This window comes from Sphingobium boeckii (assembly GCF_014199215.1).
In the GTDB taxonomy this organism is placed as follows: Bacteria; Pseudomonadota; Alphaproteobacteria; order Sphingomonadales; family Sphingomonadaceae; genus Sphingobium_A; species Sphingobium_A boeckii.
The window spans coordinates 185547-199761 of record NZ_JACIJC010000003.1 but is presented as its reverse complement, the minus strand read 5'-3'; the positions used below and the strand labels follow the sequence as shown (position 1 = coordinate 199761).

Here is a 14215-nt window from a genome sequence, read left to right as displayed (position 1 = left end):
GGGGAGAAGGCCATGCGTCCCAATGCGCTTATTGCAGCGTGGCGGCGCGGCATTCGCCCACCGGGGTGACGCTGAACCGATCGCCACTCATGCCCGCATCGCCCAGCGCGTCGCGCGCGATCTGCCACTGGCACGCGAAATCGAAGAAGCGGCGGGCGGCCTTGTTGGGCGCGCTGCCCAATACGACCGAGAAATCGAGATGGAAATCCATCCCCTCCACTGGTCGGCGCACGGCACCGGGCAGGCAGGGGAACCAGCCGATGCCGATGGCCGGCAGGCCGTTGCGCAGCGCATAGCGCTCGATTGCCAGCGCATTGCCCTCCGCCAGCGCAAGCGGCACCGCACCATTGTTGAGTAGGAAGCTCGCCAGCGGATTGATCAGCGCGTCGCCATGCTCGTTGCTGAGCATTGCCACGCGCAACCCTTCGAGCGCGGACCGGGGGATGACGTCCATCGACGCCAGTGCCGATTCTTCAGGCACCAGCAGACCGATCTTGCGGCGGCGCAAGATCACGCGCTTGAGCGAATCGGGATATTGCACCTCGTTGACGATCTCGCCGGGATGCGCATCGCGCGCGAAATCGGAGGCCGGCGTGGGAGCGGCGATGCCCAGCAACAAGGCGGCGTCCAGCCGTTCGCTCAGCAAATCCCTGACCTGATCGGACTGGAGCCGGTTGTCGATCGTCCAGCGCATATCGGGCCGCGCGACTGAAAACGCATCCAGCAATTCGAGCCGATCGGAGAAATCCATGCTATACATCGCAGCACCCAGGCGGAACCGCGTGACGGTATCATGCTGCATCGCTTCGGCCTCACGTCGCACCTCTTCCGCGCGGTGAAGCAGCGACTGGATCATGGGGAGCAGACGCTCGCCATGCTCGCTCAGCGTCACCTGCCGGGTGGTGCGGTGAAAGAGCACGAAACCGAGCGATTGTTCCAATTCCTTGATCTGCCCTGAGACGGTGGGCTGGGTCAGATGCAAGCGTTCAGCCGCGCGCGTCACCGAGCATTCGCTGGCCACGGCGGCGAAGCTGCGCAGGAGCTTGAGATCGAGGTGAAACATGGGGGACTCTCCTATGCGACCTTGGGGCCGTCAGGGCCGCAGCATATCACATTGATCGGAACGGTCTATTGATTCACGGCCAATGCCGATTGGACGCTCACCCACGCCGCTCATACCAATGATGGCGAGAGGAGACAAAGCGTGCCGACAGAGCTCGTTGACAATATCGATCACATCATCACCGATCCCGTGACCTATGGGGATGAACATCTCTATCATGAGGTGTTCGCCACCCTGAGACAAAGCGATCCCGTGCATTGGTGCGAGACCGCGAATTACCGGCCATTCTGGGCGGTCACGCGCCATGCCGACGTGACCCGCGTCGAACTGGATGCGAAGTCGTTCCACAATGCGCCGCGGCAATTCCTCGTCACGATCGATGACGAGAAGATGCTGCAGGAAACGACGGGCAGCAGCAATTTTGCACGCAATCTGGTGGCGATGGATGATCCCGATCATCGGGTTTTCCGTGCGATGACCGCCGCCTGGTTCGGCCAGAAGAGCATCCGCAGCATCGAGGATGAGATTGCGGCGCTGGCCCGTGAAACCGTCGACCGGATGGTGGCGATGGATGGGCATTGCGATTTCGCCAAGGATATCTCCGCCTGGTTTCCGCTGCGCACGATCATGATCGTGCTGGGCGTGCCGCGCGAGGATGAGCCGCTGATGCTCGAACTGTCCCAGAAATTGTTCGGCAATACCGATGCCGAAACCGGGGGCGGGGAGGGCATGGCCTCGATGCTCGACGCCTTCAACGCGTTCAACGCTTATTTCGCCGGGGTCACAGCCGATCGCCGCGCCAATCCGCGCGATGATGTCGCCACGATCCTGGCCAATGCGACGATCGACGGCGAGCCGATCGGCGAGGCCGAGCGCAATGCGTATTATCTGATCGTGGCCGCGGCCGGGCATGATACCACCAGCTCGGCGATCTCGGGCGGCCTTCTGGGCCTGATCCGCAATCCCGATCAGATGGAGAAATTGCGGGCCGATCCTTCGCTGATGCCCAAGGCGGTGGATGAATTCATCCGCTGGACATCGCCGGTGAAGCATTTCTTCCGCACGGCCGTCGCCGATTGCGAGGTGGGCGGCAAGGCCATCAAGGCGGGCGATAATCTGATGATGTGCTATCCGTCCGCCAATCGCGACGAGGCGGTGTTCGACGATCCCTTCGCCTTCCGCATCGATCGGTTTCCCAATCGCCATGTCGCCTTCGGCTATGGTCCGCATGTCTGCCTCGGCCAGTATCTGGCAAAGCTGGAGATGCGCTTGCTCTACACCGAATTGCTGAGCCGGGTTCACGATATCCGGCTGGATGGCGACCCTGCCTGGGTGGAGGCCAATTTCGTATCCGGCCTGAAGCGCTTGCCCATCGCCTATCGTACCTGAGAGCCATCCGACAATGCACCCTAGCGTTCACGCCGAAAATCGCGCCGGAAAGCCTGCCTTCATCATGGGGGCTACCGGCGAGACGGTGAATTATGCCCAGCTTGAGGCGCGCTCCAATCAGGGCGCGCATCTGTTCCGGTCCATGGGCCTGTCACGCGGCGATGGCTTGGCCGTGATGCTGGATAACAATCGCTTTTTCCTTGAAGTCATCTGGGCGGCGCAAAGGGCGGGGCTGTATTACACCTGCATCTCCACCCGCCTCGTGCCTGCCGAGGTTGCCTTCATTCTGGACGATAGCGGGGCCAAGGCGCTGGTCACGGCGGGCGCGATCGTGCCCGATATCGCGCAGGCGGCCCGCGATCTGGGGATTGCCATCCTCACGGTGGGTGGCGGCGAACGCGATTTCGAGGTTGAACGCGCAAAGTTTCCCGAAACGCCGATCGCGGATCAAAGCCCCGGCAATGACATGCTCTATTCTTCGGGCACCACAGGCCGACCCAAGGGCATCCGCCCGCCCTTGCCGGAGGGATCTCTGGCAGAGACCAATCCTCTGACCGAGCTTGGCCAGACGGTCTACGGGATGGATAGCGATACGGTGTTCCTGTCCCCGGCGCCGCTGTATCACGCCGCGCCGCTGCGCTGGTGCATGAGCGTCCAGAAGCTTGGCGGCACCGTGATCATCATGGAAAAATTCGATGCGGAGGAAGCGCTCGCGCTGATCGAACGCTATCGCGTCACCCATGCGCAATGGGTGCCCACGCATTTCATCCGGATGCTGAAGCTCGAACCGGACGTGCGTGCGCGTCATGACACGTCATCGCTCAAGACGGTATTTCATGCCGCTGCGCCATGCCCCGTGCCGGTAAAACAGGCGATGATGGACTGGTGGGGACCGATCATCCATGAATTTTACGGCGGCACCGAGGCGAACGGGCTGACGAGCATCGGGCCGGAAGAATGGCTGGCGCGGCCCGGCTCGGTCGGGCGACCGATGTGGGGGCGTCCGCGGATCTGCGATGATGATGGCCATGCGCTCCCCCCGCGCGAAACCGGCACAATCTTCTTCGCCGATGGCGCGCCGTTCAGCTATCACAATGACCCCGAAAAGACCGCCGCCAGCCGCAACCGTCATGGCTGGACCACGATCGGCGATGTCGGCTGGCTGGATGAGGAGGGCTATCTTTACCTCACCGATCGCAAGAGCTTCATGATCATTTCCGGCGGGGTGAATATCTATCCGCAGGAAATCGAGGATGCGCTGGTCATCCATCCCAAGGTGGCGGATGTGGCGGTGATCGGTGCGCCCGATCCGGACATGGGCGAAAAGGTGGTTGCGGTCGTGCAGCCGGCGGACTGGGCGGATGCGGGCGAGGCGCTGGCCGGGGAACTGATGGATTGGCTCCGTCCCCGGATCGGCAAGGTCAAGCTGCCGCGCCAGATCGATTTCGATCGCGAACTGCCGCGTAACCCGACCGGAAAGCTGGTAAAAAGACTGGTCAGAGACCGGTATTGGCCGTGAATTGTCCTCGAAAAATCGTCATTTTTCCCGAAATGCGGTTTAAGATTGTCAGACGATTTCGATCGACTATACTGCTCCGAAAGCGAATCATAACATAATGTGAGGGAGAGCGTGGATGGTCATGGAAACCGGTCTCGGACGGGTGCGATAGCCGATGCTGGATTATGCCCGCCTCCTTGAAGCCAATAATGCGATCCAGACGATTGGCGATGACACCTATTGGCTCTGCGTGACGCGCACGGTGCAGGAATCGAAGCTGTTTCCTGTCCCGTCCTATATGCTGCTCTCCTATCTCTGCTGCTTCTATCGCTACCCCGCATTGCTGCGCAAAATCGAAGCGAAGATGAGCGCGGAGGAAATTGGTGACCGGGCGCGGGCGATGGGCGGCAAGTTCGGCAATCTGCCGGGCTGGGGTCTGCCAACCTTCTTCCTGCTGGGCCGCGAGATATTGCTCAATATGGGTGCGCTGCACCCGGAAGACGCCGCCGAAGACGTGGCCTATGTCATGGATTTCTGGCGTCGCTTCAAGCTGGCGCAGCAGCGCGAAGACGGGCATCTGAACGCCCGCGAATTCGGCCAGCGCGTGCAATTGCTGCCCGAACGCCGCATCCAGCGCTTCCATGCCGATCTTCACCCTTGCGTGAATGGCGACCGGCTGCACCGCGCGGCGCAGACTTTCCTCGCCACCGTCTCCCAATATGGGTTCCTGGTCTCGTGCGAGAGCCGCTGCACGCTCAACAATTCCGGTCCCTACAAGCTCGGCGAAAATCGCGAGCTGATCATCCGCGATTTCACCGATCTGGCGCAGGGCGATTATCCCTGGCTGGATGGCGTGGCGGATGACATTCCCTATTCGAACCTCACCGTCACCATGGAGGCGACGGATTGCCATTTCTATCTGATGGACGATTGGGGCAGCTTTGAATCGCAGCCTGAATTTACCGCGGAAAAGCTGACCGGCGTCGGGCTCTATACCTCCGATGTGCTCACCGAAGGCCATGTGCCGGTCGGCATGGGATCGGCCGAAGAACTGGCCGAGACGTTCGAACGGCTGACCGAGGCCTTCCGCAAGGCGACGGTCGATCTGTGGAAGCGCGTCGCGGGCTGGTCGCGCGATGAGATGATGGATGCGGGCGCGATCGTCTATTTCTCTCTCATCAAGGATTTCGCGCATGTCGCGGGCGTCTATGATGTGGACGACTGGATGAAGATCGACGTCCGCGCCGATCGCTTCCGGCCGCTGCTGAATGACGAATTTGGCCGTGACTTCCTGGGGGAACTCGTCGGGCTGGTCGATCTGCCGACTCAGCAACTGCATGAATATGCGATGATGCAGCATAATGACCGGCCGTGCCGCTATATATCGCACATCCCCTATTCGGTGCTGAACGGGGAGGATCGCGAGAGCCTGGCACCGATCACACCCGGCGTGTCCCATTTTCCCGCAAAGCAGGATCGCTATGTCACCAGCGCGGGGCCGCTGACGCTGGCGGATTATAATGCGCGTGCTGCGGCGTTCCGGCCGGCGCAGATGCAGGCACCCTATCGCTTCCTCTGCGATTCAAGCATCCGCAACGATCCGGCGAGCGAGGCGGCAAACGCGCTGTACCGGATGGAACAGGAGCAATCGGCCCTGCTGAAGGGCAGGGGCGTGGGCCTGACGCGCGCCGCCATCGAGGCGCTTCGGGAGGGCAAATCGTGAGCAATTCCAAAGGCAAGAAACCAGATGATATCGAGGCGCTGATCGCGGATTTCCAGCGATCGGGGATGCACGAACTGCATGTGCGTGCGGCCGATTTCGAGATTTACCTGTCTGCCGATCCAGCCGCGCCGGGCCTCGATGCCCAGGTGATCGCGACCCCTGCGACTTCCTCTCCCAAGGCCGAGCCACAAAGGCCGGCCGCCGCCGCTTCGCATCCCCCCGTCGAAGCGGCGGCAAATTCCACAGTCAGCGAGGCGCCGGCAGGCGCGATCATCGTCAGCGCGCCGTATCTGGGCACCTTCTATCGCTCGCCCAAACCCGGATCGCCGGTCTATGTCGATGTGGGTTCCGTCGTAACCGCCGAGTCCGAATTGTGCCTGGTCGAGGTGATGAAATTGTTCACCGCGGTGCGCGCCGATGTGGCAGGCATTGTCCACGCCATCCTGGCCACCGACGGCCAGATGGTCGAGGCGGATCAGCCGCTCTTCATCATCGTGCCGGCCTGATCCGATGGCTGTATCGCGTCTTTTCATCGCCAATCGCGGGGAGATCGCCCTGCGGATCGTCCGCGCGGCGCAGGGGCTGAATGTCGAAACCGTCATCGGCGTGTCCGAGGCGGATCAGGATAGCGCGGCGGCGCGGCTGGCCGATCGCACCCTGGTGATCGGCCCCGGTCCTGCGGCGAAATCCTATCTCGACCCCCGGCTGGTGGTTCATGCCGCCAAGGCGAGCGGATGCGATGCGCTGCATCCGGGCTACGGTTTCCTCTCCGAACGCTCTATCCTGCCCCGGCTGTGCGCCGAACACGGCATCGCCTTTGTCGGCCCGGAGCCGGACATGATCGATGCGCTGGGCGACAAATTGCAGGCGCGCGCCATGGCCAAGGCGGCAGGCGTGCCGCTGGTGCCGGGCAGCGAGGAAATCGCCAGCGCAGCCGATGCACGGCGCGAGGGCGATCGCATCGGCTATCCGGTGTTGCTCAAGGCTTCGGCCGGCGGCGGCGGGCGTGGCATGGTGATCGCGAACAATGGCGACGAAGCGGAGGCCGGTTTTCACAAAGCCAGCGCCGAAGCGCAGGCGGCGTTCAACGATGGCCGGCTGTTCATGGAGCGCTTCGTGCCCGAGGCGCGGCATGTCGAGGTCCAGCTCATGGGCGACGGCACCGGCAAGGTCGTTCATTTCGGCGAACGCGATTGTTCGGTGCAGCGCCGCTATCAGAAGCTCGTCGAGGAAGCGCCGTGCACGGCAATGCCCGATCAAGTCCGCAAGCAACTGCATGAAGCCGCGGTCGCGCTGGCGTCCAGCGTCAATTATCGCAACGCGGGCACTGCCGAATTTCTTTACGATGTTGCGCGGCAGGAAGTCTATTTCATCGAGGTGAATGCCCGCATCCAGGTGGAGCATCCCGTTACCGAAATGGTGACCGGCTTCGATCTGGTGCAGGAGCAGATCCGCATCGCCGGCGGTGCGCCGCTCTCCGTGTCGCAAGACGATATCGCTATGACGGGTCATGCAATCGAATGCCGGATCAATGCCGAGGATGTGGGCAAGGGCTTCATCCCCGTGCCCGGCCGCATCACGGGCTGGCGACCACCCGAAGGCGACGGCGTCCGTCTCGACAGCCATATGAGCGAAGGCGCGGTGATCCCGCCTTTTTATGACAGCATGATCGGCAAATTGATCGTTCATGGCACGGATCGCGCCGACGCCGTGGCGAAGCTGACGACCGCGCTCGACAGTTTCAAGGTGGAGGGCGTGCCGACCACGATCGATCTTCACCGCGCGATCGTGCGCCACCCCGATTTCATCGCCAATCGCATCCACACACGCTGGCTGGAGCAAATTCTGCTCGCCGACGGCGTTCCCTCACCGGAGTAAGCCCATGGCTCATATCACCTTTCTCGATGAAACGATGCGCGATGGGCAGCAGAGCCTGTGGGGGATGCGGATGCAGGCGGGCATGGCGCTGCCGGTGTCCCCGATCATCGACAAGACGGGCTATAATATCATCAGCCTGGCAGGGTCTTCGCTGTTCGAAGTGCTGACCCGCCATTGCCAGGAAGATCCCTGGGCGGGGCTCGATCTGCTGATCGGCTCAATGCCCAATACGCCGCTGCGTGCAGGCTGTCGCTCCAATGGCTCGGTGACGTTCGGCTTCACGCCCGATGTGCTGATGGATCTGTGGGTGGATCGCCTGTGCGTGCACGGCATCCGCAGCTTCTGGCTGTATGACGTTCTGTTCAATATCGACAAGATGCACCGGCTGGCGAAGATCGCCAAGGGCCATGGCTGCCAGGTGGCGGGCACGATGCTCTTCACGCTCTCCCCGGTGCATGACGATGCCTATTATGCGGACAAGGCGGACAAGCTCTCCGCATTGCCCGAGGTAGACAGCTTGTTGCTCTATGATACCGGCGGCGTGCTCGATCGCGATCGCATCTCAACCCTGGTGCCGGCGATCGTCGCGAAAGCGCGCGGCAAGCCGATCGAGATGCACGCCAACAACATGCTCGGCCAATCCGCCAAATCCTATATGGACGCGATCGAATTCGGCGTGACCGTGTTGCACACCGCCGTTCGCCCGATGGCCAATGGCCCGTCCATCCCCTCGATCGAGATCATGACCAAGAATGTCGAGATCATGGGGCATACGCATAATATCGACACCAGCCTGTTGCCCCCCGTCGCTGAACATTTCGAGCGCGTGGGCAAGGCGGCGGGGTTCCTGGTCAACCAGCATTTCGAATATGACGTGACCGCGCTGAAGCACCAGATTCCGGGCGGCATGATGGGCACGTTGCGCGCTCAATTGGTGCAGCAGAATATGCTCGATAAATTGCCCGCGGTGCTGGCCGAAGTGGCCACGGTGCGGCGCGAGCTGGGTTATCCCGGCATGGCGACGCCCTTTGCGCAATTGGTTGGCACGCTGGCCGTGCTGAACATCGTCACGGGCAAGCGCTATTCGGTCGTGCCCGATGAAGTGATCCAATATGCCGCGGGCTATTATGGCGATCCTGTCGCGCCGATCGACGCGAATGTGATGGATCAGATCATGTCCAAGCCGCGCGCCAAGGAAATTCTGGCCTATCCGCCCGAACAGCCCGATCTGGCGGAGCTCCGCCGCCGCCATGGCACGGGGGAGGATGATGACGAACTGATCCTGCGCGCTTTGGTGCCCGCGTCCGATATCGATCGGATGCGGCTGGCCGGGCCGGTGCAGAAGGATTATCCAACCCTGTCCTCGCCCGAATTCGATCGTGTCCAGCGCCTGATCAAGATGGCGACCGCGCCGCTGGTGCAGGTCCGGTCGAGCGAGCTAGATTTCACGCTGCGGCGCTGACCCATGCGGATGATCGACTATTTCGACCGTGGCGCACGCATCGCGCACGATCGTCCGTGCATGATCGCGGGCGATGTTGAGAAAACATATGCCCATGTGGCCGCGCGCACCCACGCCATCGCCAATCTGCTGATCGCCGACGGCTTTGCCGCGGGCGCGCATGGTGCGGTGCTGAGCGGCAATGCGATGGTGGCCTTTGAAGCGGTGCTCGGAATCCTGCGCGCCGATGGCGTCTGGGCGATGGCGAACAACCGCGCGAGCGTGGCGGAAAATGCCGACCTGTTCGATCTGCTCGATGTGGATACGCTGTTTGTGCATTCCGAGGTGGCAGGCCGGATCGCGGCCTTCCGCGCGGGTTGCCCGCGCATCCGCCGCTATATCGCGCTCGATCGGCCCTTTCCCGAAGCGGATTTCTTCCTTGAGGACCGGGTGGTCGCCGATGGCGCGGCGGCACCGCAACGCCGCACCGGCGCGCCTGACGAACTCGGCTTCCTCGCCAATACGGGCGGCACCACCGGGCGATCCAAGGGCGTGATGCTGAGCAACGGAAACTGGCAGGCGCTGGTATCCAGCCTGGTCGCGTCGATGCCGATGAAGGTGCCGCCGGTCAATCTGGTCGCAGCGCCCATGACCCATGCGGCAGGGCCGCTGGCGCTCGCCAGCATGGCGCTGGGCGGCACGGTCGTCATCCTGCCCAAATTCGATCCCGCCGATGTGATCGCCGCGATCGAACGGCATCGCGTGACCTATATGTTCCTGCCGCCGACAGCGATCTACATGCTGCTCGCGCATCCCGGCGTGGAGCGTGCGGATTTCTCCAGTCTCGAATATATATCCTATGCCGGCGCGCCGATGTCGCTCGACCGGCTGAAGGAGGCGATCCGCATCTTCGGGCCGGTGATGAATGCCAGCTTCGGGCAGACCGAAGCGCCGATGTGCGTTACCGCGATGCCGCCGCACGAGCATCTGAATGCGGAAGGCGAACTGGCGCATCCGGGCAGTTGTGGACGACCCAATCTGCTCTCCATCGTCGAGATCATGGATGACGAAGGCCATATCCTGCCGCCCGGCGAACGCGGCGAGATCGTCGTGCGCGGGCCGCTGGTGATGGCGGGCTATTACAAGAACCGGCAAGCGACGGCGGAGGTGTCCACTTTCGGCTGGCACCATACCGGCGACATCGGCGTCCGAGATGAGCACGGCTGGTTCTACGTGGTCGATCGCAAGAAAGACATGATCATTTCGGGTGGGTTCAACGTCTATCCCGCCGAAGTGGAAAAGGCGCTGCTGGCGCATGAGGCCGTGCAGGATTGCGCGGTGATCGGCATTCCCGACGAGAAATGGGGCGAGGCGGTGATCGCGTTCGTGGAGCCGCGTGCGGGCGCGCAATGCGATCTGGCTGATCTGATGATGTTCGCGCGCGATGCGCTGGGTCCGGTCAAGACACCCAAAAGGATCGAGCAGGTCGAAAGCCTGCCGCGCACCAATGCGGGCAAGGTCTCCCGCGCGGAACTCCGCAAACCCTATTGGGTCCAAGCCGGGAAGGTGATCTGATGCGCGAAGCCTTTATCGCGGGTGTGGGCATGACGCCCTTCGGCCGTCATCTCGACAAGAACCACAGCGATCTTGCGCGGCTGGCGGTGACCGAGGCGCTGCAGGACGCGGGTGCCACGGCGAGCGATCTCGGCATGGCGATCTATGCCAATGTGATTCAGGGCTTTTTCGCGGGCGAAATGTCCATCCCCGGCGAATATGCTTTGCGCCCGATGGGGATTGAGGGCGTGCGGGTGATGAATGTGGAGGCCGCCTGCGCCAGCTCCACCGTGGGGCTGCATGTCGCGATCGATTATGTGCGCGCCGGGCTGGTGGATGTCGCGCTCGTGGTGGGGGTGGAGAAACTCTACAGCGATGATCGCGCCAAGAGGTTCGCGGTGTTCCAGCAGCCTCTGGATGCGCTGGTGGCGCAGGGCTATCTCGATCGCACGCAGGGGATGCTCGCCGCTGCCCCGGAAGGGATGGATGGCCCTGGACCCAATATCATGATGCAGGCCTATGCCGCGCAGGCCCGGCTGCACATGGCAACTTTTGGCACCACGCAGCAGCAGATCGCGGCGGTGGCATCGAAGAACCATAATCATTCGCGCTTCAATCCGCGCTCGCAATATCGCGAGGCGATGAGCGTAGCGCAGATCATGGCCGCGCCCGCTGTGGCCTGGCCGCTCACCGTGCCGATGTGCGCGCCGATCAGCGATGGAGCGTCCGCTGCGATCGTCTGTTCGGCCGAGATGCTGGCGCGTTTTTCAGGGGCGCGCGGCATCCGCGTGCTGGCCGCCGAACAGCAGAGCGGTCGCGACCGCGCACCTGATGCCTATGATTGCCATGTCACGAAAATCACTTCGGCGCGCGCCTTCGAGAAAGCGGGCGTCGGGCCGGAAGATATGGATCTGGCCGAAGTGCACGATGCCAGCTCCTCGGGCGAGATCATCCAGGTGGAAGCGCTCGGCCTGTGCGCGGCGGGCGAGGCGGGTCCGGCAGCGGAACGCGGCGAAACCGCGCTGGGCGGCCGCATCCCGGTGAATGTCTCGGGCGGGCTGGTGTCAAAGGGGCATCCGCTCGGCGCGACCGGCATCGGCCAGATCCACGAACTGGTCACCCAATTGCGCGGCGAGGCCGGGGCGCGTCAGGTGGACGGCGCGCGGCTGGCCGTGGCCGAAAATTCGGGCGGGTTTTACGGGGTCGAGGACGGGTTGTCCGCCGTGACGATTCTGGCGAAGGTCTAGGTCGCCGCGCCCACCGTCATCCTCGTGAAAGCGGGAATCCCGCTTCTTTGGCGGGCTGTCAGAAGAAAAGGTAGAAGCGGGATTCCCGCTTTCGCGAGGATGACGGTTTAGGGGCTTGTCTGAACTACCCCACTTCGTCGAATGCGCTGCGGAAATCGCTCATCAGATCATGCGCGGTCATGTCGAGCTGCATCGGCGTGATCGACACCGCATTGTCGCGCGCCGCCGCCAGATCATTGCCCTCCGCCGCGCCGCCATCGGGGAAAGCGATCTTGATCCAGTAGTAGGGCACATGGCGTTCATCGATGCGCGGGATCGGACGGAAGGATCCGGGCGGGCGCATTCCCTGCGTGGTGACGCGCACCCCGGTCACATCCTCCACCGGGCAATGCGGAAAATTGACGTTGACGAATGTGCCCTGCCGCCATTCCATAGCGAGCAGACGCGCGATCACGGGTGCGGCATATTGGCGCGCAGTGTCCCAATGCACCGGGGTCTGGTAGCTCCAGACCTGGCTCAAGGCGACGGACGGGATGCCCAGCATCGCACCCTCGATTGCGGCGGAGGCGGTGCCGGAATAGGTGATGTCCTCCGCGAGATTGGGGCCGCGATTGATACCCGAAAGCAAGATATCCGGCCGCTTGTCGCCGAGCAGTTCATAGACGCCGAGCAAGGCGCAATCGGTGGGCGTGCCTTTCACCGCGAAATGCCGCTCGTCACGTTGCTTGATGCGGATCGGGTGAGACAAGGACAGCGAATGCCCTGCGCCGGAACGCTCTTCATCGGGCGCGACCACCCAGATATCATCGGTGAAGCCGCGCACGATTTCTTCGAGCAGGACGATGCCGGGCGCGTCGATGCCATCATCATTGACGATCAGAACCCGGGGGGCAGGGTTGTGTTTCACGCATCTCTCCAAAGCCTGTTCTTATGCGGCTGATCCTAGGTGATCGCAGAATGCCCGTCAATATCGTCGGACGATTTCATCTAGCACATGCTTGACATGCGTGGCGCGCCGCGTCACATTCACGGACAATAAAAGCAGATTGGGAGAAGATGGGATGCGGGCACAATTGCCCATCGATGGCGCGCGGAAAGCCAATCCGCCGGCCTCGGCGCTGGTGGAGGCCACGCTCAGCCTGGTGCAGGAAATCATGCGCGCCCGCTTCGCCGATTCGGGCAAGCCCTGGCAGGATTTCCGCTTTGCGGATGCCGATGCGGCACTGACGCGGGATGATCTGGCTGCGGTGGAGCGGCGCATCCTGGCGACAGGGCATCGCTTCGACTGGTCCGCCAGCATTTCAGCCGACGAACGCCCAGACATCTACAAGCCGCGCGGCGATCAGGGCCAGCGCGACGAGAGCTTTTCGCACCCCGATGCGCCGCAGGGCGATCTGGATGGCGATGGGCGCGCGCTGGCGGGTGTGGGTGACAATGTGGTGCGCCATGATCGCGATATCAGCGGCACCGCGCATTTCATCCGGACCAACCAACGCGTGCTGGCCTATCTCACCGATGGCGTGCCCGAAGGCACGATCGCGATCATCGACGATTCCGGTGGCACGCTGACCGCGCCGATCATCGAGCAGTTCGCCGGCGTGATCTGCGCGGGCGGCACGGTGCGGTCGCATCTGGGCATCCTGACCCGCGAATATAACATTCCCTGCGTGATGAACGCCAAGATCGCGGGCATTCAGGAGGGCGACCGGGTGGTGATCGAATCCAGTGCGGCTGCAAAGACCACCGAGGATTATCAGCAGGGGATCGATCGGGTCGCCCGCGTCTGGCGGCTGCGCCGCGCGGGAGAAGCGGCATGATGGACGAACGCGATCTGGTGTTTCACGGCGCGGCGATCAAGCGTCATGCCGGGGCCGCGGCCATCGCCGAACTGATCGGCCTGCCCGAAGCGCGCGTCTCGGCGCAGTTGGCCGCTGCGGTGGCGACAGGGCGGGCGATCGAGGCCAAGGGTGCCTTTGCGCTGGGGCCGCTGACGCGCGTGGCGCTGGAAGCGCGCTATGGCCTGCATTTCGGCGGCCTGCGCGAGGATGCGGCGTTCGTTTCGGCCTATGAGGCGTTCGAGCGCATCAATCGCACGCTGAAACAGGTGATCACCGATTGGCAGACGATCACGATCGGCGGTGCGAAAGTGGCCAATGATCATAGCGATGCTGCGCATGACGACGCTGTGATCGACCGGCTGGGCGATGTGCATGAGCAGGTGGAGCCGATCCTGGCGGCGCTGGCCAAGGGGCTGCCGCGGCTGGCGATCTATAGCCAGAAGCTGCTCGCCGCGCTCGAATCCGCCGAGGATGGTGATCATGAATGGGTCAGCGATATCCGGCGCGAAAGCTATCACACAATGTGGTTCGAACTGCATGAAGATCTGCTCCGCATCATGGGGCAGGTGCGCGAGGAATAATGA

12 protein-coding genes are annotated in these 14215 nt (G+C 62.8%); 10 read left to right on the top strand and 2 right to left on the bottom strand.

The genetic code is table 11. The features are described 5' to 3' along the window. Positions 1 to 28: 28 nt before the first annotated feature. Positions 29 to 1063, bottom strand: a complete 1035-nt coding sequence (locus FHS49_RS09470) for a LysR family transcriptional regulator (protein WP_184017783.1) — start codon at positions 1061 to 1063, stop codon at positions 29 to 31. 141 nt (positions 1064 to 1204) lie between these two features. Here FHS49_RS09470 and FHS49_RS09465 point away from each other — a divergent pair, with 141 nt between their 5' ends. The 8 genes from FHS49_RS09465 to FHS49_RS09430 all read left to right on the top strand — a co-directional run bounded on the left by FHS49_RS09465 (position 1205) and on the right by FHS49_RS09430 (position 11793). Next, on the top strand, positions 1205 to 2452 hold the full coding sequence (locus tag FHS49_RS09465) for a cytochrome P450 (RefSeq protein WP_184017781.1): 1248 nt from the start codon (positions 1205 to 1207) through the stop codon (positions 2450 to 2452). 13 nt (positions 2453 to 2465) lie between these two features. Further along, positions 2466 to 3971, top strand: coding sequence for an acyl-CoA synthetase (locus FHS49_RS09460; protein ID WP_184017779.1), 1506 nt, complete (start codon positions 2466 to 2468; stop codon positions 3969 to 3971). A gap of 154 nt (positions 3972 to 4125) precedes the next feature. After that, positions 4126 to 5673, top strand: coding sequence for a hypothetical protein (locus tag FHS49_RS09455; RefSeq protein WP_184017777.1), 1548 nt, complete (start codon positions 4126 to 4128; stop codon positions 5671 to 5673). Next, positions 5670 to 6179: an acetyl-CoA carboxylase biotin carboxyl carrier protein gene (locus FHS49_RS09450; protein ID WP_343052950.1), complete on the top strand. Its 510-nt coding sequence runs from the start codon at positions 5670 to 5672 to the stop codon at positions 6177 to 6179. Before FHS49_RS09455 ends, FHS49_RS09450 begins: the two co-directional genes overlap by 4 nt. A 4-nt stretch (positions 6180 to 6183) precedes the next feature. Further along, positions 6184 to 7551 (top strand): acetyl-CoA carboxylase biotin carboxylase subunit, encoded by a 1368-nt coding sequence (locus tag FHS49_RS09445; RefSeq protein ID WP_184017775.1) that lies wholly within the window; start codon positions 6184 to 6186, stop codon positions 7549 to 7551. A gap of 4 nt (positions 7552 to 7555) precedes the next feature. Then, entirely contained in the window at positions 7556 to 9013 is a 1458-nt protein-coding gene (locus FHS49_RS09440) for a pyruvate carboxylase (RefSeq protein WP_184017773.1), read from the top strand. 3 nt (positions 9014 to 9016) lie between these two features. After that, a complete protein-coding gene (locus tag FHS49_RS09435; RefSeq protein WP_184017771.1) occupies positions 9017 to 10567 on the top strand; it encodes a class I adenylate-forming enzyme family protein in 1551 nt (516 codons plus the stop codon). Continuing rightward, a complete protein-coding gene (locus FHS49_RS09430) occupies positions 10567 to 11793 on the top strand; it encodes a thiolase family protein (RefSeq protein ID WP_184017769.1) in 1227 nt (408 codons plus the stop codon). Before FHS49_RS09435 ends, FHS49_RS09430 begins: the two co-directional genes overlap by 1 nt. Positions 11794 to 11917: 124 nt before the next feature. On the opposite strand, the gene surE is transcribed toward FHS49_RS09430, so the two are convergent. After that, on the bottom strand, positions 11918 to 12700 hold the full coding sequence (surE, locus tag FHS49_RS09425; protein WP_184017767.1) for a 5'/3'-nucleotidase SurE: 783 nt from the start codon (positions 12698 to 12700) through the stop codon (positions 11918 to 11920). Between the two features lie 154 nt (positions 12701 to 12854). Between surE and FHS49_RS09420 the strand changes: the two genes are divergently transcribed. After that, positions 12855 to 13610, top strand: coding sequence for a PEP-utilizing enzyme (locus tag FHS49_RS09420; protein ID WP_184017765.1), 756 nt, complete (start codon positions 12855 to 12857; stop codon positions 13608 to 13610). Continuing rightward, positions 13607 to 14212: a hypothetical protein gene (locus FHS49_RS09415; RefSeq protein ID WP_184017763.1), complete on the top strand. Its 606-nt coding sequence runs from the start codon at positions 13607 to 13609 to the stop codon at positions 14210 to 14212. The genes FHS49_RS09420 and FHS49_RS09415 overlap by 4 nt, the downstream gene beginning before the upstream one ends. The last annotated feature ends 3 nt before the right edge of the window (positions 14213 to 14215 follow it).

Coding starts and splice junctions, on each gene's coding strand:
- FHS49_RS09455 (WP_184017777.1), top strand. CDS start 4,126: ATGCTGGATTATGCCCGCCTCCTTGAAGCCAATAATGCGATCCAGACG.
- FHS49_RS09415 (WP_184017763.1), top strand. CDS start 13,607: ATGATGGACGAACGCGATCTGGTGTTTCACGGCGCGGCGATCAAGCGT.
- FHS49_RS09470 (WP_184017783.1), bottom strand. CDS start 1,063: ATGTTTCACCTCGATCTCAAGCTCCTGCGCAGCTTCGCCGCCGTGGCC.
- FHS49_RS09440 (WP_184017773.1), top strand. CDS start 7,556: ATGGCTCATATCACCTTTCTCGATGAAACGATGCGCGATGGGCAGCAG.
- FHS49_RS09445 (WP_184017775.1), top strand. CDS start 6,184: ATGGCTGTATCGCGTCTTTTCATCGCCAATCGCGGGGAGATCGCCCTG.
- FHS49_RS09435 (WP_184017771.1), top strand. CDS start 9,017: ATGCGGATGATCGACTATTTCGACCGTGGCGCACGCATCGCGCACGAT.
- FHS49_RS09420 (WP_184017765.1), top strand. CDS start 12,855: ATGCGGGCACAATTGCCCATCGATGGCGCGCGGAAAGCCAATCCGCCG.
- FHS49_RS09460 (WP_184017779.1), top strand. CDS start 2,466: ATGCACCCTAGCGTTCACGCCGAAAATCGCGCCGGAAAGCCTGCCTTC.
- FHS49_RS09430 (WP_184017769.1), top strand. CDS start 10,567: ATGCGCGAAGCCTTTATCGCGGGTGTGGGCATGACGCCCTTCGGCCGT.